Source organism: Nevskia sp., assembly GCF_023266035.1.
In the GTDB taxonomy this organism is placed as follows: Bacteria; Pseudomonadota; Gammaproteobacteria; order Nevskiales; family Nevskiaceae; genus Nevskia.
The window spans coordinates 1-20,305 of the sequence record NZ_JAHFRY010000057.1; the positions used below are offsets into that span (position 1 = coordinate 1).

A 20,305-nucleotide genomic window follows, 5' to 3' on the forward strand; every position below is an offset into this window, starting at 1 on the left:
ACGCCTAAGTTAAGCGGCGGGCGAAGCCCGTCCGCTTGAATGAATGGTTAGAGCGCATTGGAGTTGGTCCGTGCTTTGACCAGCTTGCTGGCCCGAATACAACGGTAGGCCAACAAAGCGCACGCTCCGACTACAAGAAGAAATGACCACTGCTTAGTCGTGACAGCAAGCCAAATGCCGGTGGCCCCGAACGCGATGAAAGGAAAACTTGCCATGACCCAGCCAGTTGGCGATAAAGCCGAGCCGTATAGATTCGGTTTGGCGAATGTGAACCGGTAGCCGACGGATAGGCTAAATACCGAAACAAGACCGCAGACTGCAAGTGCGCCCAGCACTGGAAGAAGCTGGCCAGGGTACGGCCCAAGTCGCCGTTTTAAGAGAAGCACTACAACAATTAAAGCGGCAGCTCCAAGGCATAGGAGAAAAGCGCCGATCACGCGTGCCATACCCGAAATAACCAAGTTCATGGTGCGCTCTAACGCCAAATAGGGGACTTGCCCCGAATTAGGGAACTGCCCGAATAGTCCCCTATTTCGGCACCGCAGTTTGATAACGCCGTCACAGACATCGCAAGTCCTTGAAACATAGAGTCGGGTCTTCAATGGGAGGACCTGGGATGACGGAAAACGGTACTTCGATCGAGTCCCCTAATCGGCCCGCACCGAAACTGCTGGATCAGGTCCGGGATGCGGTTCGCATTCGTCACTACAGCATCCGCACCGAAGAGGCCTACGTGAACTGGATTAAACGCTTCATCCTATTTCACGGCAAGCAGCATCCACGCCAACTCGATGCCGCCGCCGTTTCGGCGTTTCTGAGCCATCTTGCTGTCGATGGCAAGGTGTCGGCGAGCACTCAGAACCAGGCCTTGTCGGCGCTGCTGTTCCTTTACCAGAAGGTACTTGAGATCGATCTGCCGCGAATCGGCGATGTGGTCCGTGCCAAGAGGCCGCAACGCTTGCCGACGGTGCTGTCACGCAAGGAGGTGTACGCCTTGCTGGATCGGTGTGCAGGTACTGCCGGACTGATTACCTGCTTGTTGTATGGCACTGGCCTGCGGCTGATGGAGGGCGTTCGGCTGCGCGTCAAGGATGTCGATGTGGCACGTGCGGAACTGATCGTTCGTGACGGCAAAGGCGGCAAGGATCGCGTGACCGTGCTGCCACAGGCTCTGATCGCACCGATGCAAGCCCACTTGGCAACCCGGAGAGCCCTTCATGCGGACGATGTCAGGAGTGGAACGGTCGGTGTCTGGCTGCCGGACGCACTGGCGAAGAAGTATCCGAATGCTTCGAGCGAGTGGGGTTGGCAGTATCTGTTCGTGGCGTCGAACTTCTCCGCCGATCCGCGCTCCGGGATCAGGCGGCGGCACCATTACAATGAAAAGCTGGTGCAGCGGGAAGTGCGCCGCGCGGCACTCGCCGCCGGCATCGTGCGTCCGGCATCGCCGCACACGCTGCGGCACTCATTTGCCACCCATCTGCTCGAATCAGGCTACGACATCCGTACCGTTCAGGAACTGCTCGGCCATGCCGACGTCAGCACGACGATGATCTACACCCATGTGCTAAATCGGGGCGGCAGGGGCGTGCGCAGCCCGCTCGATGCGATGTGATTCCCGCAAACCATCCGATCGTGGTTGGGTGTGATTCGCTTCGGGCATCGGCGGCGAATCTCGCTCAGGAACAGAAAAGCCCGCGATAGATCACTCCATCGCGGGCTTTTCGCATCATCTTCTGCTTTGTCTCCGCGTCCTCTACGTGAGAATCGCCTTTCAGCAGGATCCGACGCTCAGCGCGGCGCCATCCGGATGGCGCCATCAAGACGCACGCATTCGCCGTTGAAATAGCCGTTCGAGCACATCTCGACGACCAGGCTGGCGTACTCGGCCGGGCTGCCGAGGCGCTTCGGGAACGGCACGGAGGCGGCGAGGGCGTCCTGCACGTTCTGCGGCATGCCCGCCATCATCGGCGTCATGAAGATGCCCGGCAGGATGGTGTTGATGCGCACGCCGTCGTTCATCAGATCGCGGGCGATCGGCAGGGTCATGCCGACCACGCCGGCCTTCGAGGCCGAGTAGGCGGACTGGCCGATCTGGCCGTCCTGGGCGGCGACCGATGCAGTGTTGATGATGACGCCGCGTTCGCCGTGTTCCAGCGGCGTGCCGGTGATCATGCCGGCGGCGCTCTTGGCGATGCAGCGGAAAGTGCCGATCAGATTGATCTGGATGGTCTTCTCCCACTGATCAAGCGCGAAATGCTTGATCTCGCCGCTCTTCTTGTCGAAGCCGGCGGTCTTGGCGGCGGTGGCGATGCCGGCGCAGTTGACCAGGATGCGTTCCTGGCCGTGGGCGGCGCGGGCTTTGGCGAAACCGGCGTCGACATCGGCGTCCGAGGTCACGTTGACCTTGCAGAACACGCCACCCAGTTCGGCCGCCAGCGCTTCGCCGCGTACGTCGTTCATATCGAAAATCGCAACCTTGACGCCGAGCGAGGCGAGCTTGCGGGCGGTGGCTTCGCCGAGGCCTGAAGCGCCGCCGGTCACGACAGCGGAAACGGAACCATCAAGAATCATCGTAGGGGTCCTGAGTAAGAAGCAGGTGAAGGGAGCAGTTTATTCCGGGAAAGGGCTGACAGTTGAATCGGTCATTTCCTAAGAATCGTGTGAGCAGGTCGTAACTTCCGGGACTTTTTACCGGAACTTCCATCGGTCATGTCCGTACAAAGGGATGGGATGGCGAAGCAGTCGAGATCCCGCCCGTCGGTCTGGCGCTAGTGTGGTGAGCCAGATACGGCGACCAGGGTGTCCGGGAACGCGGGTTGCAACCGTCTCCGGGTAACGCCTCCAGAAGGCCCCCCAGAAAAGCAAAAGGATGAACGTCATGCTCAGAGTCGACGACAGTATTTTCGAATACGCGCTTTACGACGTGCTCAACGCGCTCGATGCGCGGCAGGAGACCGTGGTCGAGCTTGAAGCCCTGCGAAGCGAATGGCGCGCTACGGGTTTGCGCCACACCGACCTCTATCTGGCACTCGATCTGCTGACCTCGGCAGAAAGCCTGGTATCGCCGAGTCCCGGTGCCTGGCAGCTGACCGAAATTGGTGCCGAGCGCGCGGCGCTGGTGGCGTCGGTATCGACGCCGACGATGGCCGACCAGGTGGCCCGCAGCGTGCTCAAGCTGATCAAGGAACGAGTGCCAGCCGGCAGCAGTGCGCCGCGCAGCAACATGGTCCGCCGCCGTGCTGCTGGCCGCGTTCGGGTTCGTGAACTGAGCCGGCCGGGCCAGTTCTGAGCCCAGCTGCCGGGTCGCTCGGCGGCCGTTACCTGGAGAATGTCGGTTCTCCGATGTCGGTGCCCGGTCTGAACTGGCAAAATGCACCGTGGAATTTTCCACGAGCATTGCAGCGGCAGTCCCGCAGGTAACGACATGAACGTCACTCGCTCGACCTTCAACGAGGTCATGGTTCTCAACTATCAGCCCGCCGACATCGTGCCGGTGCGAGGCGAGGGCAGCCGCCTGTGGGATCAGGCCGGGCGCGAATACGTCGACTTCGCCGGCGGCATCGCCGTGACCCTGCTCGGCCATTGCCATCCGAAGCTGGTCGCCGCTCTGACCGAACAGGCCGGCAAGCTCTGGCATCTGTCGAACGTGATGACCAACGAGCCAGCGCTGCGCCTAGCGAAGAAGCTGGTCGATGCAACATTTGCCGATCGCGTGTTTTTCTGCAATTCCGGCGCCGAAGCCAATGAGGCCGCGTTCAAGCTGGCGCGTCGTTATGGCAACGCCATCGATCCGGCGAAGCACGAGATTATCGCCTTCTACAACGCTTTCCACGGTCGCACGCTGTTCACGGTATCGGTGGGCGGTCAGGCCAAGTACACGCAGGGTTTCGAGCCGATTCCCGGCGGCATCCGCCATCTGCCGTTCAATGATGTCGCGGCGCTCGAAGCCGCGGTATCCAGCAACACTTGCGCGATCGTGCTCGAGCCGGTGCAGGGCGAGGGCGGCATCATGCCGGCCAGCCCGGCGTTCATGGCTGCCGCGCGCCGTCTGGCCGATCAGCACAAGGCGCTGCTGATCTTCGATGAAGTGCAGACCGGCGTCGGCCGCAGCGGGCATCTCTATGCCTACCAGCATTACGGCGTTGCGCCGGATGTGCTGACCACGGCGAAGGGCTTGGGCGGCGGCTTTCCGATCGGCGCGATGCTGGCGACCCAGGCTGCTGCAGACGTGCTGGCCTTCGGCACCCATGGCTCGACTTACGGTGGCAATCCACTGGCCTGCGCCGTTGCCGAAGCGGTGATCGATACCGTCAATGATCCCGCGGTACTCGCCGGAGTTACCCATCGTGCGCAGCTGATCCGCGACGGGCTGGATTCGATTGGCCGCCGCTACGGCGTGTTCGCGCCGAGCCGTGGTCTTGGCATGTTGATCGGTGCGCCGATGAGCGAGGCCTGGAAGGGCCGTTCGAAGGACATCGTCAACGCCGGTCTGGCGCAGGGTGTCTGGGCGCTGGTGGCCGGTCCGGACGTGCTGCGTCTGGCACCGTCACTGGTGATCAGCGAGGCCGATATCGCCGAAGGTCTGCGTCGCCTCGAAGTGGCCATTGCCCAACTGGTCGGTGCACCGAAAGCTGCCGCGGCCTGAACCGGCGTCGATCGTGAAAAAGCCCGCCTAGGCGGGCTTTTTCTTTGGCTGCGCGTCTCAGCGGCTGCTGTACAGCACCTGTTCGTTGCGCCAGTCAAAGACGATGCCCTCGGGCACGATCTGGGCAATGCGTGGGCCTTCGCTCAATGCATCGCCCTCGCGGTAGCGGCGGCCGTTGATCAGCACGAAGCGGCGCTGCGGATTGTCGTTGTAGACATGCACATCGATGCTGATCGGCGGGAACTCGGCCCGGTACGCCGGCGGCATGTCTTTCAGGCGCTGGACCGATGCCGCGGAGGCTGGCGTCGGGGCAGGAGCGGGCGCGGCCTGATGTACTACCGGCGCCGGTGCTGGACTGGTTGCCGGACTGGCGGCCGGCGCGGCCGAACTCGCCGTCACCGGCACGTATTCCTCGATCGGAATCACCAGCGCTTCGCCGGCGCCAGGTGTCGTGTTGCTCGGCGTTGCATGCGCGTTCGTCACCAGCTGCCGAGCTTGCGGCTGGGGCGCAGGAGATACAGGCGACGGTTTGGGATCGAGCTTGAAGGACGTCGACGATGGCGGCGGCGCGGCTGGCTTCGCGGCGATCACGGGCGCCGGTTCACGTGGCTGCGATGGCGTCACCAGCGTCGAACCGTCATCAACCTGCATGCCGCCAGTGGCCTCGTCAGCTGCCGGAGCGGCTGCGGCATCCGGTGTGTCGCCATCGGTCAGATCATCGAGCGAGGCAATGCTGGCGCTGTCCTCGATACGTGCGTCCTGGGATTCATCGGCTGGATTCGCAGCAACAGGCGCAGCCGGGGCAGCGGGCGCGGGGTCGTGGGTGACCTCGACGAAAGCCGATTCCGCCGGAGCGGCATCTGCTGCTGCCGGATGCTTGCTGCGCAGAAACGCGAACACGGCCAGCGCCGTAATCGCCACGGCGATGACGCCCAGAATGATCGGCCGTCGGCCCGCTTGCTGACGCGTGGCCGGCGGCGGTACGGCCACTTCTTCGAGCGCGGTGGGCGCCTGGCCCAGCTTGCGCTCGCGTTCGGCGCGTTTCAGGGCATCGAGGATCAGACTCATGGCGCATCCCTCAGCGACGGCGTACCGGGCTTCGGCGAGAGGTTGCCCAGCAGCATCAAGGTGCGGGTGCCGGCGATGCCGTCTGCCGGCAAGCCGTGGCCGGTCTGGAAACGCAGCACCTGCGCTTTCAGCTCCGGTCCGAAATTGGTCGGCAAGGCGCCGCTCAGGGTTTTGCCATCGGCTTTCGCCAAGGTCCGGCGCAGCCACAACACCGAATCGCCGCGCGTCTGGCTGTCGATCTGGGCTTCCTCGATCGGCCGCTGCCAGAGCATCAGGAACTCGCTGTTCCACAGAGGATCAAGCGTTGTGAACGGCAGGCGCAAGGGGCCGTCGGCGGTATCGATGATGGCGTTGTCGCCGTCGACCGCGCGCAGCAGCGCGTACTGGCGGCTGCCGTCTTCGAACTCCAGGGTCAGGATCGCCGGATGATTCATCTGCCGCAGTTCGTCCCAGCTGGCGTCGCCCTTGTAGCAATCGATGGCATTTCGGGCCAGCGCGCGGCAGACGTTCTGGCCGCGCGGAATGCTCAGGCCTGGCTGCCACAGGCCGATCAGCCGCGACATCACCGCCGGCAGCGGCTGAGCCGTTGCCTGCAAGGCGCCGACGCCGGACAGCGCCGCTGCCGGCGCAGGTGTCGGCGGCGCTGGTGCGGCAACCGGCGCGGGTTTCGGTTGCTCGGTCGCGACCACGGCGGCAGGCTTGGCTTCGGCCTTGCCGCCGCCATTCAGTGTCTGGTTCAGCAACACCCCGGCGATCACCAGTGCAGCGATCGCCAGCGCCGATTCCACCCAGGGCAAGGGCACGGCTCGTGGCCGCAGTCGTTTGGCCAGCCAGCCGGAGGCCGACTGGCTCGGCTGCACGCCGCTCACTTCGACGGCCGCCTGATCGACGATCGCCGGCGTCACCGACCGCAGGCCACGCGCATAGGCGCCGAGCAGCGAGCGATCGCAGATGATGTTGATCTGGCGCGGAATGCCGCGCGCGTAGCGATGCACGCTGCGCATCGCAGCATCGGTGAACAGGTCCGACGGACCGCCGACCACATGCAGACGATGGATGATGTACTGCATCGTCTCGGTCAGCGTCAGCGGCGTCAGATGGAAGCGTGCCGTGATTCGGCTCGCCAATTGGCGCAGCTCCGGCCGATTGAGCAGCTCGACCAGTTCCGGCTGGCCGATCAGCATGATCCGCAGCAGCTTTTCCTTGGTCGTTTCGAGATTGGTCAGCAGCCGCACCTGTTCGAGCACCGGCGTCGGCAGGTTCTGCGCTTCGTCGATGATCAGCACCGTGCGCCGGCCGGCGGCGTGGCTGGCGAGCAGATGCTGGTTCAGGGCATCGACCAGGGTCTTGATCGAATGCCCGGACGGATCATTGCTGCGGCCGGGATAGTCCACGCCCAGCTCGTCGAGGATCGAGGCAACGAACTCGACCTCGTTCTGACGCGGGTTGTGGATCATCGCGATGTCCACGTTGTCCAGCTTCTGCGCCAGCAGGGTGCGGACGATCGTGGTCTTGCCGGTGCCGACTTCGCCGGTCAGCTGCACGAAACCGCCGTACTGGCCGGTGCCGTAAAGCAGATGGCCGAGCGCCTCCTGATGGCGCGAGCTCATGTACAGGAAGGCCGGATCGGGGGCGATCGAAAACGGCGGCTCGCGGAGTTGGTAATGCGCGGCGTACAAGGGCGGAAACGGAGTCTGAAAGAGCGCCGGAGATAGGCTGGGCGAGTATAACGAAAGGCTTGCTCGCTTCCGGTTCCGTCTTAAGACCTTTCGCTTTTCCGAGTCTTCGAAGCCTGAATATCGACCACCTCGGCCTCGAAACGGCCGCGTGCCAGTTGCACGGAAACCCGCTCGCCGTCGCTCAGTTCCGTGCTGTCGCGGAGGATGCGGCCATCGGCGCCGGTCGCCAGCGCGTAGCCGCGCTCCAGCACCGCCGATGGATTCAGGCTGTTCAGCAGCGCTTCGCCCTGACGCAGCCGGGCACGCCGTTCGGTGAGCACGCTGCTGCCGGCGCGCATCAGGCGATCGGCGAGCAGGCGCAACTGGCCTTGCCGCAACACGATGCGTGGCAGTGGCGCGGCGGCTTCGAAGCGCTGCTCGTGGCGACGCAGACGCTCGGCGCTGGCCGCGAGGCGAGTGCTCATCGCGTGGCGCAGGCGCTCGTCGAGTTCGTCGAGCCGCTGCGCGCGCTCCTGCAGGCGGCGGCCCGGATGCAGGCTCTGCAGTCGGCCCGACATCTGGGCCAGACGTTCGCGCAACTGCAGCAATCGCCGGTTGACCAGGCCGATCAGCGCGATGTCGAGCGTATCGACGCGCGAATAACGCTCGGCGATATCCGGCGTTGCCAGTTCAGCGGCGGCGGTCGGCGTGGCGGCGCGAAGATCGGCGGCGAAATCGGCGATCGTGAAATCGATCTCGTGGCCGACGCCAGACACCACCGGCACTGTGCAGGCGCGAATCGCCCTGGCCACGCCTTCATCGTTGAACGCCCACAAGTCTTCCAGCGAACCGCCGCCGCGGGCCAGCAGGATCACGTCGATCGGGGCGCGCAGCGGCAGTTCGCGCAGCGCCCGGATGATCGCCGGCGGCGCTTCCTTGCCCTGCACCGGTACGGGCAAGAGCAGCACTTCCGCCAGCGGCCAGCGGCGACGCAGTGCATTGATGATGTCCTGCAGCGCCGCTCCGGTGCCCGAGGTGATGACGCCGATGCGACGCGGCAACTTCGGCAGCGGCCGTTTCAATGCGGCATCGAACAGGCCTTCGGCAGCGAGTCTGGCTTTCAACTGCTCGAAGGCCCGCAGCAGCGCACCGGTGCCGGCTGCTTCCAGGTGCTCGACGATCATCTGCAGCTCGCCACGGGCCGGATAGATGCCGACCTTGGCGCGCACCAGCACCGCATCGCCGTCCTTGGGCTGCGGACGCACGTAGTAGTTGGTGTTCTTGAACATCGCGCAGCGCAACTGGGCGCGCTCGTCCTTCAAGGTGAAGTACCAGTGGCCGGAGGCGGGACGCGAAAAATTCGAGATTTCGCCGGATACCCAGACGCTTGGCAGGCTGTCTTCCAGCAGGCCGCGCAGGATGTCGGCCAGTTCGGAAACAGAATAGGTGGTGCGCGCCGGCACGCCGCGGGAGGCTTCGTTCATCGGGCAAGCCTAGCGGCATTCAGCGCCGCATGGCAGAGCGCGGCGGATGGTTCAGCGTGGCGGCCAGCTGAACTCGAAATCGACGGTGACGAAGGGTCGTTGATTGGTCATTCTGCGGGTCCCCAGACCAAGGCCGACCCGCAAGGGCGCCGGGCCGAGATCGTTGAACGCCAACCCCAGACCCTTGATCTGGTAACTCGGATCACCATCGAGCCAGGCATTCGGCCCCATCGTCCAGCCGCTGTAGCTGCGATAACCGGTGAAGCTTCTGACGATGATCGGGCTGCGGCAGTCGGCACGTTCGATAAATACGCCACAGCCAAAGCCCTTGATCAGCGCCTGGCCGGACAGTGGTGTCAGCCAGTCGAAGTTGAAATGCAGGAGACGGCGGTGCTCGGCGGCGGCAGCGCTGCCGGCAACGGTCGACTCGGCGTTCGCCGGCAGGCCCGTCACCAGGCCTAGCAAGCTCAAACGCAACAGCAGGACTGGAGGGCATTTCACGGGCCGTACCGCCATTTCAGATCGGCATTGGCTTGCCGGTTTCCGAAATCTACGGCCCCGGATTCAGCTTCTGGAGCGGCCGGGTTGCCGCCGGTAGCGGTGGTCGGAGCAACGGGAAGCCGGCGTTTTTTTTATACTATCGGATGGATACCAAGAACCCCGCTTCCCGCATTGACCTCGAAGCCCTGACGTTCGACGACGTCCTGCTGCAACCGGCTTACTCCGAGGTGCTTCCGCGTCAGGTTGACCTGCGCACCCCGCTCACTGCCCGCATCACCCTGAACATCCCGCTGCTATCGGCGGCGATGGACACGGTGACCGAATCCGGCCTGGCGATCGCGCTGGCCCAGGAAGGCGGCATCGGCATCATTCACAAGAACATGACCCCGGCGCGCCAGGCGGCCGAGGTTCGCGCGGTGAAGAAGTACGAGAGCGGCATCATTGCCGATCCGATCACCGTGCCGCCGGGCATGACCATCGCCGACGTGCTGGCGCTGACCCGCGCCAATCACATTTCCGGCGTGCCGGTGGTCGATGGCGACAAGCTGGTCGGCATCGTCACCAGCCGCGATCTGCGTTTCGAAACGCGCATGGATCAGCCGGTGTCGAAGATCATGACCCCGCAGCCACGCCTGGTGACGGTCAAGGAAGGCGCGCCGCGCACCGAGGTCATCGAGCTGCTGCACGAGCACCGCATCGAAAAGGTGCTGGTGGTCAACGAGGCCTTCCAGCTCAGAGGCATGATCACCGTCAAGGACATCCAGAAGTCCACCGAGCACCCGCTGGCCTGCAAGGACGAGCACGGCCGTCTGCGGGTCGGTGCCGCGGTTGGCACCGGTGCCGATACCGATGAGCGCGTCGCTGCTCTGGTCGAGGCGGGTGTCGACGTCATCGTCGTCGACACCGCGCACGGCCATTCCAAGGGCGTCATCGACCGCGTTCGGCAGATCAAGCAGCAGTACGGCGACCGCGTGCAAATCATCGGCGGCAACATCGCCACCGGCGCTGCGGCTCTGGCGCTGGTCGAAGCGGGTGCCGATGCGGTCAAGGTCGGCATCGGCCCCGGCTCGATCTGCACCACCCGCATCGTCGCCGGTGTCGGCGTGCCGCAGATCAGCGCCGTGATGTCGGTTGCCGCCGCGCTCAAGGATCTCGGCATTCCGCTGATCGCCGATGGTGGCGTGCGCTACTCGGGCGACTTCGCCAAGGCGCTCGCTGCGGGTGCCTATGCGGTGATGGTCGGCTCGATGCTGGCCGGTACCGAAGAAGCGCCGGGCGATGTCGAGCTGTACCAGGGCCGTTCGTACAAGAGCTATCGCGGCATGGGCTCGCTCGGCGCGATGGCGCAGGGCTCCAAGGATCGCTACTTCCAGGACACCACGGCGGAAGTCGAAAAGCTGGTGCCGGAAGGCATCGAAGGCCGGGTGCCGTATAAGGGCCCGATGGCGGCGATCGTCCATCAGCTGATCGGCGGCCTGCGCGCCAGCATGGGCTACACCGGCTGCCAGAACACCGAAGAACTGCGCACCGTCACCCGCTTCGTGAAGATCACCTCCGCCGGCATGCGCGAGTCGCACGTCCACGACGTGGCGATCACCAAGGAAGCACCGAACTACCGCACCCAGAGCTGAAGATCCGATGACTGCTGCTGCCGTTGCCGTGAAGCAGATGCCGACGCCGACTCCAGATATCCATGCCGACCGGATTCTGATCCTCGATTTCGGCTCGCAGTACACCCAGTTGATCGCCCGCCGGGTGCGCGAACTCGGCGTCTACTGCGAGCTGCATCCCTGGGACATGTCCGAGGACGAGGTCCGCGCATTCGCGCCGAAAGGCGTGATCCTGTCCGGCGGCCCGGAATCGGTCACCCAGCTGAAAGCGCCGCGCGTACGTGATGCGGTCTGGGATTTGAAGGTGCCTGTGCTCGGCATCTGCTACGGCCTGCAGGCGATGGCCCACCAGCTCGGCGGCAAGGTCGAGGCGCACGATTCCAAGGAATTCGGCTACGCCGAGATTCGCGCTCGTGGTCACTCCGAACTGCTGCGCGACATCGAAGACCGGGTCAGCGAAGAAGGCCACGGCCTGCTCGATGTCTGGATGAGCCACGGCGATCGCGTGGTCGAAATTCCGCCCGGCTTCAAGCTGATCGCCAGCACCCGCGACGTGCCGATCGCCGGCATCGCCGACGAAGATCGCCGCTACTACGGCCTGCAGTTCCACCCGGAAGTCACCCACACCACGCAGGGCGCGCGCATCTACTCGCGCTTCGTCCACGAGATCTGCGGCTGCGGCAATGCCTGGACCGCCGACAACATCATTCACGACGCGATCGACAAGGTGCGCGCCCAGGTCGGCAACGGCCGCGTGCTGCTCGGCCTGTCCGGCGGCGTCGATTCGTCCGTGGTCGCCGCGATGCTGCACAAGGCGATCGGCGACCAGCTGACCTGCGTGTTCGTCGACCACGGCCTGCTGCGCCATCACGAAGGCGATCAGGTCATGCAGATCTTCGCCAAGAACCTTGGCGTCAAGGTCATTCGCGTCGACGCCGAAGCCCGTTTCCTCGGCGCGCTGAAAGGCGTTGCCGACCCGGAAGCCAAGCGCAAGATTATCGGCCGGCTGTTCGTCGAAGTGTTCGATGAAGAGGCGCAGAAGATCACCGGCGTGGACTTCTTAGCGCAGGGAACCATCTATCCCGACGTGATCGAAAGCGCCGGCGCCAAGACCGGCAAGGCGCACCTGATCAAGAGTCACCACAACGTCGGCGGCTTGCCCGAGCACATGAAGATGAAGCTCGTCGAGCCACTGCGCGAGCTGTTCAAGGACGAGGTGCGCAAGATCGGCGTCGAACTCGGCCTGCCGCGCGACATGGTCTACCGCCACCCGTTCCCGGGCCCCGGCCTCGGCGTCCGCATCCTCGGCGAAGTGACCAAGGAAGCGGCGGATACCCTGCGCATCGCCGACTACATCTTCATCGAAGAACTGCGCGCCGCCGGCTGGTACGACAAGACCTCACAGGCCTTCGCCGTCTTCCTGCCGGTGAAGTCGGTCGGCGTCACCGGCGACGGCCGCCGCTACGCCCCGGTGATTGCGATCCGCGCGGTGGAAACCATCGACTTCATGACCGCCCGCTGGGCGCGGCTGCCGTACGAGCTGCTGGAAAAGGTCAGCCTTCGGATCGTCAACGAGATCAACGGCGTGTCGAGAGTGGTCTACGACATCTCCGGCAAGCCGCCGGCGACGATCGAGTGGGAGTGATTCCGTTCTGACGACGGGCTTCAGTTCTTGTCGACCCGCTTGAAGTCCGCCGGTGGCTCGAACAGGGCGGGTGCCAGCGCGTCGCGGCTGAGCGACAGCAGTTCGGTGCTGACGGTCATCAGTGGGGGCATGCCATTGACCAGCAGTGCCGGTGCCGTCGGTGCGGGCTCCGCAGCAGCAGCCTTCTTCTTCCCTCCGAACATGCCGCCGAGCGCAGCACCCAGTTCGCTGGCGGCGGCCATCGCTTCCTGAGCAGGCGCACCGGCTGCGGTCTGCTTCTGCTGGCTGCTGCATTGGGCGCCGCCAATCGCCAGCGAGAACGCCGAGCGCACCGGATAGCCTTTCTGGCTGCCTGACTGTTTCGCCAGCTCCGCCCAAAGATCCTTGTAGCCGGCGAACATTGCTTGCGCGTTCTGGGCGAAGCCCGGCGCGGCGCTGGTGCTGAAGCCCATCTTTTCGGCGTAGGCCTGGTAGAACGCCTGGCGCTCGGAACCACCATCGAACTTCGGCGCCAGCCATTGATCGAGCGCCAGACCAAAGTCGCAGACCTCGCCGGTCTCGCGGTTCTTGCAGGACTGGGTGACGGTGATGGTCAGGCGTTCGGCGTCGAAGCCGGCGATGCTGGCTTTCTCGCCGGTCTTCTTGACCTCGCTTTTCGGCGGCGACCAGTCGCATTTGCTCTGATCCACCGGTGAGGCCGCTTCCTGCTTCGATTGCTGCGCTTCCTCACCTTTTTTTAGCGCCTGTTCCATCTGGGCGCGGCGCTCGGCCAGCGAGGTCGCGGTGTACTGCTTCTTCTTCAGGTTCAGTTCGTAGACCTTGTCGCTGTCCAGCTGGGTGATTTCTGCCGTGGGGCCACCGGCAAAGGCGCGCACCAGGCGCGATTGCATCTGCACGTCGGTCTCGATGCGCGAGCGCGTGCCGGAAATCTGCGTCGTGGTCTTGCCGCTCATGTTGGCGAAGCCCATCAGGCCGCCGCCGTTGACCGACATCGATTCCTGCACCGTGACGTCGGCCTGTGCCGGCAGCACGGTGGCAATCAGGCTGAGGACGGCAAGACCGAACCGCTTGTGTTGTGGATATCCCATGGCAGCACTCCCCTGAAGTTACCGATCAGATTTTGGAACCGAGCAGTGTTCATGATCTCAGCGCCTGCTTCGGCCAGCCGAAACCTACAGTACCTACGGAGCCGCATCCAAGCGCACCAGGAGAATTTCTTGATCTTCAAGTGACGTTGCTTCGTCTCTGCCCTGCGGGCTCGCACGCATGGGCTTAGGCTGGGCATTCCGATGGGGGGAATGCCATGCCTTATTACGCCGGACTCAAGCAGATTGCCGACGCTGTGGTCCGCAAGCGGACGGTCGATGGACTCAGACGCCTGCGCCCCGCGCTCGCCACCGCCATCCCCGCCCGCACCGCGACCGACACCCTGCTGCTGGCGACCTGGAACATTCGCGAGTTCGATTCCGGCAAGTACGGCTTCCGCTCGGACGAGCCCTACTACTACATCGCCGAAATCCTCAGCCGCTTCGATCTGATCGCCATCCAGGAAATCCGCGACGGGCTCTATCCGATCCAGAAGCTGCAGAAGCTGCTCGGAAGCTGGTGGGATTTCATCGTCACCGACGTGACGCTCGGCAGCTCCGGCAATTCCGAGCGCATGGCCTATCTGTTCGATCGTCGCAAGGTGAGCTTCACCGGTCTTGCCGCAGAGCTGGTGCTGCCGAAAGACAACGGCTCCAAGAGCGAGCCGGTGCAGATGGCGCGCTCGCCGTACATCGCGGGTTTCCGGGCCGGCTGGGCCTATCTCACGCTGGCCACGGTCCACATCTATTACGGCAAGGGTATCGCCGTGGATCCCCGGCGCCTGGCCGAGATCACCGCCTTCAGCAAGACCATTGCCAAGTACGCCGGCAAGCTGTCCGGGGCGCCGCAATACAAGCCTGACGAGCCGCCGGCGCCGGACAATCTGATCATGCTTGGCGACTTCAACATCTTCAATCGCAGCGACGTCACCATGCAGGCGATCACCAACGCCGGCTTCGTGGTACCCGACCAGCTGCAAGACATCGCCGGTTCCAATGTCGACAAGAACAAGCACTACGACCAGATCGCCTACTTCAAGCGCCTGGCGCGGTTGAAGCCGACCGGCAAGGCCGGCGTCTTCGACTTCTATGAGCAGGTTTATCGTCTCGGCGATGAAGCCGACTACGCGAAAGAACGCCAGATCAAGCCGGGCCGCAGCTTCAAGGACTGGCGCACTTACCGGATGAGCGATCACCTGCCGATGTGGATCGAGTTCGGTATCGATGACGGCGATGCCTACCTCGAATCCCTTGGCTGAACATGGCATCTAGGCCAGGCAGGCGCCAGTCGAATTCGAAAGCAAGCCGCGGAGTGCTGCGCCATCGGCCGCTGCCTAAAGTGCCGCCATCGCTCAACGTGAGCGCTGGAGAACGCTGATGAACAAGTCGAAGGAAATCGAAACCCTGGCTGCGGCGACGGTCCGTGATCCGCGCTGGACGCAGGTCCAGGTCCGTGATGCGGCCGCCGATGGCCGGTTCTTCTATTCGGTGCGGACCACCGGTGTCTACTGCCGGCCGTCCTGTGCGGCGCGGCCGGCGCGGCCGGAGAACGTCTCGTTTCATCTGACTGCGGCGGCAGCCGAAGCAGCCGGCTTCCGGCCCTGCAAGCGCTGCAAGCCGGATCAGGCGCCATTGGCCGAACAGCATGCCGAGCTGATCGCGACGCTGTGCCGCGTCATCGAACGCGCCGAGGTGACGCCGACCCTGGACGCACTGGCCACCCAGGCAGCGATGAGCAGCTTCCATCTGCATCGCGTGTTCAAAGCGGTGACCGGGTTGACGCCGCGCGCCTACGCAGCAGCCCATCGCGCCAAACGCGTACGCAGCGAATTGAACCGGGCCGGCTCGTCGGTGACTGATGCGATCTACGACGCCGGCTACAACTCCAATGGCCGCTTCTACGCCGAGGCTAATGGCGTGCTTGGCATGACGCCGAGCGACTACCGCGCCGGTGGCACCAATACCGAAATCCGCTTCGCGATCGCTCAGTGCACGCTCGGCGCGATCCTGGTGGCGGCGAGTGCGCGCGGCGTCTGCGCGATCCTGATGGGTGACGATCCCGATGCGCTGGCTCGCGATCTGCAGGATCGCTTTCCGAAGGCGGGCTTGATCGGTGCCGACACCGCGTTCGAGGCGACGGTGGCCAAGGTCATCGGCCTCGTCGAAGCGCCAAGAGTGGGGCATGACCTGCCGCTCGATGTCCGCGGCACGGCGTTCCAGCAAAGAGTCTGGCAAGCCTTGCGGGAAATCCCGGCCGGCGAAACCGCTAGCTATGCCGAAGTGGCCCGCCGCATCGGCGCGCCGACCTCGATGCGCGCCGTCGCCCAGGCTTGTGGTGCGAACGCGCTGGCGGTGGCGATTCCCTGCCATCGCGTGGTGCGCAGTGATGGCGCGCTGTCCGGCTATCGCTGGGGTGTCGAACGCAAACGCGTGTTGCTCGATCGCGAAGCGCAGTCATGACGAACGTCGCTGCCATCGATTGGCCGCGCGTGCTCGCTGATCTGGACGCGCAAGGCGCGGCGGTGATCGCAGGCTTGCTTGATCCCGAGCAATGCTGCGCGATGGCCGCCCGTTATGGCGATGCGCAAGGCTTCCGCAGCCGCGTGGTGATGCAGCGCCATGGCTACGGGCAGGGCGAGTACCGCTACTTCGATTATCCGCTGCCCGATCTCGTCGCCAGCCTGCGCACGGCGGTCTATCCGCAACTGGCGCCGATCGCCAATCGCTGGAACGAGCGGATGAATATCGACACGCGATATCCGGCCGAGCATGCGGACTACCTAGCACGCTGCCATGCCGCCGGCCAGACAAGGTCTACGCCCTTGCTGCTGAAGTACGGCCCGGGCGACTACAACTGCCTGCATCAGGACTTGTACGGCGAGCAGGTGTTCCCGCTGCAACTGGCGGTGTTGTTGTCGGCGCCGGGACAGGACTTCAGCGGCGGCGAATTCGTGCTGACCGAGCAGCGGCCGCGCATGCAGTCGCGGCCGGAGGTCGTGCCGCTGAAGCAGGGCGATGCGGTGATCTTCGCGGTACATCACCGGCCGGTTGCCGGCTCGCGCGGCAGTTATCGCGTGAACCTTCGCCACGGCGTCAGCCGCATCCGTTCAGGGCAGCGCCACACGCTCGGCATCATCTTCCACGACGCGGCCTGATGCAGACGCTGGCGCTCTTTGACGAGCCAGAAATTTCTCGAGAACCGAAGCAGATCGCTGACGGCGCGATGCTGTTGCCGGGCTTCGCGCTGGCTGTTGATCGTGAGCTGCTGGAAGCCGTTGAGCGGATCGTCACCGCCGCGCCGTTCCGTCATCTGCAGACGCCGGGCGGCCTGACGATGTCGGTGGCGATGAGCAACTGCGGCCACCAGGGCTGGGTGTCGGATCGTCGCGGCTATCGCTATGAAGCCTGCGATCCGTTGAGTGGCCAGCCGTGGCCGGCGATGCCCGAGAGCTTCGCGGCGCTCGTGAGCACTGCAGCGACCGCGGCTGGCTTCGAAGACTTCAAGCCCGATGCCTGCCTGATCAATCGCTATCTGCCGGGCGCGAAGATGTCGCTGCATCAGGATCGCGACGAGCGTGATCTTTCAGCGCCGATCGTCTCGGTGTCGCTGGGCTTGCCGGCGGTGTTCCAGTTCGGTGGGCTGACGCGCAAGGATGCTGTTCAGCGTGTGCCGCTGATGCACGGCGATGTCGTGGTCTGGGGTGGCGCTGCGCGGCTGCGCTTTCATGGCGTGCTGATGCTGAAGGCGGGCCAGCACGTATTGCTCGGTGAACGGCGAATCAATCTGACGTTTCGACGCGCCCGCTGAGCTTCAGCGTTGCAGTGCGAGCACTGCCTGCGCCAGCGCTTCGACGGTCAGCGGCGCCGAACCCTCGGCCTTGTTGCTGATCGTCACGTAAGCCTTGTGACCGGCCGCCGTGGTGGCGGCGATCACCTTGACCAGCGCCGACCGGGTTTCCGGATCGGGATCGACCAGCTTGTCGTAAGGCGCATACAGCTGTTTCGCTTCCTCGTAGCCGAAAGCGCCATGCATGCGGTGCAGGTTCCAGCGGCAGACCAAGGGACGCGGCCACAGCGCACGCAGCATCGGTAACTGCTCGGCGATCGGCGGCATCTTCGCGTGCAGACCGAGGCAGTAGGTGGCGCCGGCATCGCGCAGCAGGTTGGCGAGACGCGCCGCATGAGGCGGCTGCAGGAACAGTGGATCGCGCACCTCGACGGCGACCACGGCATCCGCCGCGGCAGGCAGCAGTGAAGGCAGCGCGGCGAGCATCGCCGCGAGTTGATCGAGCACCCGATCGAGCCGCTTCAACCAGGCTTCCGGCAGCGGGCTGAGCTGGAACACCAGCGCGCCAAGCTTGTGCCCGAGCCCGGCCAGCGCCGGTTCGACGAATTCGCGAACCGCCAGCTCCGGATCGAGAAAGTTGCGGTTCATGGTCATGCCGCGGCCAGTCTCGTCGCGGACCAGCGCATCGCTGACCAGGCTCGGCGCCTTGATGACGAAGCGGAAATCGTCGGACACCTGCAGCGCATAGGCCGTGTACTGGCTGACCGTCAGCGGCCGGTAGAACGCACGATCGACACTGACCGCGCGCATCAGCGGATGCTGCGAGTAAGCACGCAAGCCCTCCTTCGACAGCTTCGCGTCCGGGTAGTCCTCGGCCCAGACCAGGCCGGTCCAGCCGGGATAGGTCCACGACGAAGTGCCGAGATGCAGCGTCTTCGGCAGCGCAGCGGCCAGCGCCTGATGCTCGGCGCGAGGCTCTGCTGGCTGCACCGAAGTCGACGCTTTCCGCCGTGGTGCCGGTGCGGGCGGCGGTGGGGCTTCCGGGAACAAGGAATCTTGCATGGCGGAATGGTAGTTCGAGGAAGCCTGCGGATGTCATGCTTCCCGCCCCATGGATTGCCCGCACTACACCGCCCGCCGCTGCCGCTCCTGTACCGAGCTTGCGCAGCCGTATCGCCAGCAACTGGCGGCCAAGCAGGCGCATTGCCAGTCCTTGCTCGCGGTGCACACCGGGCTGGACTGGCTGCCGCCGGTTGCAAGTGCCGAGGCCGGCTTTCGCAACAAGGCAAAGATGGTGGTCAGCGGCACAGCGCTGCAGCCCGTCCTGGGCATTCGCGACGTGGCCGGGCAGGGCGTCGACCTGTCCGATTGCCCGCTCTACCCGCTGTCGATGCAGGCCTGTTTCCCGGCGATCAGCGCTTTCATCGTTCGCGCCACGCTCGATCCCTACGATCTCGCCAGCCGGCGCGGTGAGCTGAAATTCGTGCTGCTGACTGAAGCCGATGACGGCTCGCTGATGCTGCGCTTCGTGCTCCGTTCTGAAGCGACCGTCGCCCGCATCCGCAAGCATCTGGCCTCGCTGCTGGCTGCCTTGCCGCCGCTCGCCGTGGTCTCGGTGAACCTGCAGCCCGAGCACAAGGCGGTGCTCGAAGGCGAGCGTGAAATTCTGCTCAGCGAAGCTTCGCGGCTGAGCATCGGCGTCAACGACATCAAGCTGCATCTGCGCCCGCAGAGCTTCTTTCAGACTAATACCGCCGTCGCCGCCGAGCTGTACGCGCAGGCGCGGAGCTGGATCGACGAGGTTCGGCCGGCCAGCGTCTGGGATCTGTACTGCGGCGTCGGCGGCTTTGCCCTGCATGCCGCAGCCGCGGGCCGCGCCGTGACCGGCATCGAACTCGAAGCCGAAGCGATCGCCAGCGCCGAGCTAAGCCTTGTCGATCTCGCTGCCAGCGGCCGTGACATCGGCGATGTGCGATTCGCCAGCGGCGATGCCACGGCCTGGGCGCTGGCCCAGCCTGAAGATGCCGAGCTGGTGATCGTCAACCCGCCACGGCGCGGCATCGGCGAAGCCCTGAGTCTTCATCTCGAAGCGGCGAGCGCGACGCGCTGGCTGATCTATTCGAGTTGCAACGCCGAATCGCTGGCCCGCGATCTGGCTTTGATGCCGTCGCTGAAACCGCGCCGCGCCCGCGTGCTCGACATGTTTCCGCAGACCCGGCACTACGAAGTGATCGTGCTGCTGGAGCGCGGCTGAGTTGATCATCGACAATAGGGCGATGAGCGAATCTACGAGCATGGCCAGCGAGGCCGACGAACACTGGCTGCGCCATGCGCTGAGCCTGGCCGAACGCGCGGCGGCCGAAGGCGAGGTGCCGGTCGGTGCGGTGCTGGTCGGTGCCGATGGTGCAATGCTGGCCGAAGGCTGGAACCGGCCGATCGCGCTGCACGATCCCACTGCGCATGCCGAGATCATGGCAATGCGCGTGGGTGCGGCAGCGCTCGGCAATTACCGCCTGACCGGAAGTACGCTGTACGTAACTCTGGAGCCCTGCGCGATGTGCGCCGGCGCGATCATCCATGCCCGGGTCGGCCGCCTGGTGTTCGGCGCCAGTGATCCGAAAGCCGGTGCGGTTAATTCGGTCTATGACCTGATCGCGCGGCCGCAGCTGAACCATGTCGTCGCCTGGCAGGGCGGGGTGCTGGAAGCGGACTGTGCCGAGCAGTTGCGGGCGTTCTTCCGGGCGCGGCGCGGCGTGCGCAACGGCTGAACGAAAAACGCCCGACCTGTCTCAAGAACAGATCGGGCGTCGCTTCAGCCT

19 protein-coding genes are annotated in these 20,305 nt (G+C 64.7%); 11 read left to right on the forward strand and 8 right to left on the reverse strand.

Annotated features, from left to right (window positions below):
• Positions 1–47: 47 nt before the first annotated feature.
• Complete coding sequence (locus tag Q0D45_RS10540) at positions 48–467, reverse strand: hypothetical protein (protein WP_293392343.1); 420 nt, start codon at positions 465–467, stop codon at positions 48–50.
• A gap of 149 nt (positions 468–616) precedes the next feature.
• Here Q0D45_RS10540 and Q0D45_RS10545 point away from each other — a divergent pair, with 149 nt between their 5' ends.
• On the forward strand, positions 617–1,615 hold the full coding sequence (locus tag Q0D45_RS10545; RefSeq protein ID WP_293392346.1) for an integron integrase: 999 nt from the start codon (positions 617–619) through the stop codon (positions 1,613–1,615).
• 176 nt (positions 1,616–1,791) lie between these two features.
• On the opposite strand, the gene Q0D45_RS10550 is transcribed toward Q0D45_RS10545, so the two are convergent.
• On the reverse strand, positions 1,792–2,574 hold the full coding sequence (locus Q0D45_RS10550) for an SDR family NAD(P)-dependent oxidoreductase (RefSeq protein ID WP_293392349.1): 783 nt from the start codon (positions 2,572–2,574) through the stop codon (positions 1,792–1,794).
• Positions 2,575–2,872: 298 nt separating this feature from the next.
• On the opposite strand from Q0D45_RS10550, the gene Q0D45_RS10555 reads away from it, so the two are divergent.
• Together Q0D45_RS10555 and Q0D45_RS10560 are read left to right on the forward strand one after the other, a co-directional pair.
• Positions 2,873–3,292: a hypothetical protein gene (locus Q0D45_RS10555; protein WP_293392352.1), complete on the forward strand. Its 420-nt coding sequence runs from the start codon at positions 2,873–2,875 to the stop codon at positions 3,290–3,292.
• A gap of 135 nt (positions 3,293–3,427) precedes the next feature.
• Positions 3,428–4,648 (forward strand): aspartate aminotransferase family protein, encoded by a 1,221-nt coding sequence (locus tag Q0D45_RS10560; RefSeq protein WP_293392355.1) that lies wholly within the window; start codon positions 3,428–3,430, stop codon positions 4,646–4,648.
• Between the two features lie 57 nt (positions 4,649–4,705).
• On the opposite strand, the gene Q0D45_RS10565 is transcribed toward Q0D45_RS10560, so the two are convergent.
• From Q0D45_RS10565 to Q0D45_RS10580, 4 genes are all read right to left on the reverse strand, one after another.
• Positions 4,706–5,716, reverse strand: a complete 1,011-nt coding sequence (locus Q0D45_RS10565; protein ID WP_293392358.1) for a general secretion pathway protein GspB — start codon at positions 5,714–5,716, stop codon at positions 4,706–4,708.
• Positions 5,713–7,395, reverse strand: coding sequence for an ExeA family protein (locus tag Q0D45_RS10570; RefSeq protein WP_293392360.1), 1,683 nt, complete (start codon positions 7,393–7,395; stop codon positions 5,713–5,715). The genes Q0D45_RS10565 and Q0D45_RS10570 overlap by 4 nt, the downstream gene beginning before the upstream one ends.
• Positions 7,396–7,475: 80 nt before the next feature.
• A complete protein-coding gene (gene xseA / locus Q0D45_RS10575) occupies positions 7,476–8,858 on the reverse strand; it encodes an exodeoxyribonuclease VII large subunit (RefSeq protein ID WP_293392363.1) in 1,383 nt (460 codons plus the stop codon).
• Between the two features lie 51 nt (positions 8,859–8,909).
• Complete coding sequence (locus Q0D45_RS10580) at positions 8,910–9,359, reverse strand: hypothetical protein (protein ID WP_293392366.1); 450 nt, start codon at positions 9,357–9,359, stop codon at positions 8,910–8,912.
• 143 nt (positions 9,360–9,502) lie between these two features.
• Between Q0D45_RS10580 and guaB the strand changes: the two genes are divergently transcribed.
• A complete protein-coding gene (gene guaB / locus Q0D45_RS10585; RefSeq protein WP_293392368.1) occupies positions 9,503–10,990 on the forward strand; it encodes an IMP dehydrogenase in 1,488 nt (495 codons plus the stop codon).
• Between the two features lie 7 nt (positions 10,991–10,997).
• Positions 10,998–12,614 (forward strand): glutamine-hydrolyzing GMP synthase, encoded by a 1,617-nt coding sequence (gene guaA, locus Q0D45_RS10590; protein WP_293392371.1) that lies wholly within the window; start codon positions 10,998–11,000, stop codon positions 12,612–12,614.
• 20 nt (positions 12,615–12,634) lie between these two features.
• Here the strand turns inward: guaA and Q0D45_RS10595 are convergent, their stop codons facing one another.
• The gene (locus Q0D45_RS10595) at positions 12,635–13,702 is read right to left on the reverse strand and encodes a hypothetical protein (RefSeq protein ID WP_293392375.1); all 1,068 of its coding nucleotides are present in this window, start codon (positions 13,700–13,702) and stop codon (positions 12,635–12,637) included.
• Positions 13,703–13,917: 215 nt separating this feature from the next.
• Here Q0D45_RS10595 and Q0D45_RS10600 point away from each other — a divergent pair, with 215 nt between their 5' ends.
• From Q0D45_RS10600 to alkB, 4 genes are all read left to right on the forward strand, one after another.
• Positions 13,918–14,958 (forward strand): endonuclease/exonuclease/phosphatase family protein, encoded by a 1,041-nt coding sequence (locus Q0D45_RS10600; RefSeq protein WP_293392378.1) that lies wholly within the window; start codon positions 13,918–13,920, stop codon positions 14,956–14,958.
• Between the two features lie 118 nt (positions 14,959–15,076).
• Positions 15,077–16,159 carry a bifunctional DNA-binding transcriptional regulator/O6-methylguanine-DNA methyltransferase Ada gene (gene ada, locus Q0D45_RS10605; protein ID WP_293392381.1) on the forward strand — a complete coding sequence of 361 codons (1,083 nt, stop codon included), beginning with the start codon at positions 15,077–15,079 and terminating at the stop codon, positions 16,157–16,159.
• Positions 16,156–16,854, forward strand: coding sequence for a 2OG-Fe(II) oxygenase (locus Q0D45_RS10610; protein ID WP_293392384.1), 699 nt, complete (start codon positions 16,156–16,158; stop codon positions 16,852–16,854). The genes ada and Q0D45_RS10610 overlap by 4 nt, the downstream gene beginning before the upstream one ends.
• The gene (gene alkB / locus Q0D45_RS10615; RefSeq protein WP_293392387.1) at positions 16,854–17,507 is read left to right on the forward strand and encodes a DNA oxidative demethylase AlkB; all 654 of its coding nucleotides are present in this window, start codon (positions 16,854–16,856) and stop codon (positions 17,505–17,507) included. Before Q0D45_RS10610 ends, alkB begins: the two co-directional genes overlap by 1 nt.
• Positions 17,508–17,510: 3 nt before the next feature.
• Here the strand turns inward: alkB and Q0D45_RS10620 are convergent, their stop codons facing one another.
• A complete protein-coding gene (locus Q0D45_RS10620; RefSeq protein WP_293392389.1) occupies positions 17,511–18,548 on the reverse strand; it encodes a DUF72 domain-containing protein in 1,038 nt (345 codons plus the stop codon).
• 49 nt (positions 18,549–18,597) lie between these two features.
• Between Q0D45_RS10620 and rlmC the strand changes: the two genes are divergently transcribed.
• Together rlmC and tadA are read left to right on the forward strand one after the other, a co-directional pair.
• The gene (gene rlmC, locus Q0D45_RS10625) at positions 18,598–19,740 is read left to right on the forward strand and encodes a 23S rRNA (uracil(747)-C(5))-methyltransferase RlmC (protein WP_293392392.1); all 1,143 of its coding nucleotides are present in this window, start codon (positions 18,598–18,600) and stop codon (positions 19,738–19,740) included.
• Between the two features lie 22 nt (positions 19,741–19,762).
• Positions 19,763–20,254, forward strand: a complete 492-nt coding sequence (gene tadA, locus Q0D45_RS10630; RefSeq protein ID WP_293392395.1) for a tRNA adenosine(34) deaminase TadA — start codon at positions 19,763–19,765, stop codon at positions 20,252–20,254.
• Positions 20,255–20,305: the final 51 nt, after the last annotated feature.

Coding starts and splice junctions, on each gene's coding strand:
- guaA (WP_293392371.1), top strand. CDS start 10,998: ATGACTGCTGCTGCCGTTGCCGTGAAGCAGATGCCGACGCCGACTCCA.
- ada (WP_293392381.1), top strand. CDS start 15,077: ATGAACAAGTCGAAGGAAATCGAAACCCTGGCTGCGGCGACGGTCCGT.
- Q0D45_RS10600 (WP_293392378.1), top strand. CDS start 13,918: ATGCCTTATTACGCCGGACTCAAGCAGATTGCCGACGCTGTGGTCCGC.
- guaB (WP_293392368.1), top strand. CDS start 9,503: ATGGATACCAAGAACCCCGCTTCCCGCATTGACCTCGAAGCCCTGACG.
- alkB (WP_293392387.1), top strand. CDS start 16,854: ATGCAGACGCTGGCGCTCTTTGACGAGCCAGAAATTTCTCGAGAACCG.
- tadA (WP_293392395.1), top strand. CDS start 19,763: ATGAGCGAATCTACGAGCATGGCCAGCGAGGCCGACGAACACTGGCTG.
- xseA (WP_293392363.1), bottom strand. CDS start 8,858: ATGAACGAAGCCTCCCGCGGCGTGCCGGCGCGCACCACCTATTCTGTT.
- Q0D45_RS10595 (WP_293392375.1), bottom strand. CDS start 13,702: ATGGGATATCCACAACACAAGCGGTTCGGTCTTGCCGTCCTCAGCCTG.
- Q0D45_RS10545 (WP_293392346.1), top strand. CDS start 617: ATGACGGAAAACGGTACTTCGATCGAGTCCCCTAATCGGCCCGCACCG.
- Q0D45_RS10610 (WP_293392384.1), top strand. CDS start 16,156: ATGACGAACGTCGCTGCCATCGATTGGCCGCGCGTGCTCGCTGATCTG.
- rlmC (WP_293392392.1), top strand. CDS start 18,598: ATGGATTGCCCGCACTACACCGCCCGCCGCTGCCGCTCCTGTACCGAG.
- Q0D45_RS10555 (WP_293392352.1), top strand. CDS start 2,873: ATGAACGTCATGCTCAGAGTCGACGACAGTATTTTCGAATACGCGCTT.
- Q0D45_RS10620 (WP_293392389.1), bottom strand. CDS start 18,548: ATGCAAGATTCCTTGTTCCCGGAAGCCCCACCGCCGCCCGCACCGGCA.
- Q0D45_RS10550 (WP_293392349.1), bottom strand. CDS start 2,574: ATGATTCTTGATGGTTCCGTTTCCGCTGTCGTGACCGGCGGCGCTTCA.
- Q0D45_RS10540 (WP_293392343.1), bottom strand. CDS start 467: ATGAACTTGGTTATTTCGGGTATGGCACGCGTGATCGGCGCTTTTCTC.
- Q0D45_RS10565 (WP_293392358.1), bottom strand. CDS start 5,716: ATGAGTCTGATCCTCGATGCCCTGAAACGCGCCGAACGCGAGCGCAAG.
- Q0D45_RS10560 (WP_293392355.1), top strand. CDS start 3,428: ATGAACGTCACTCGCTCGACCTTCAACGAGGTCATGGTTCTCAACTAT.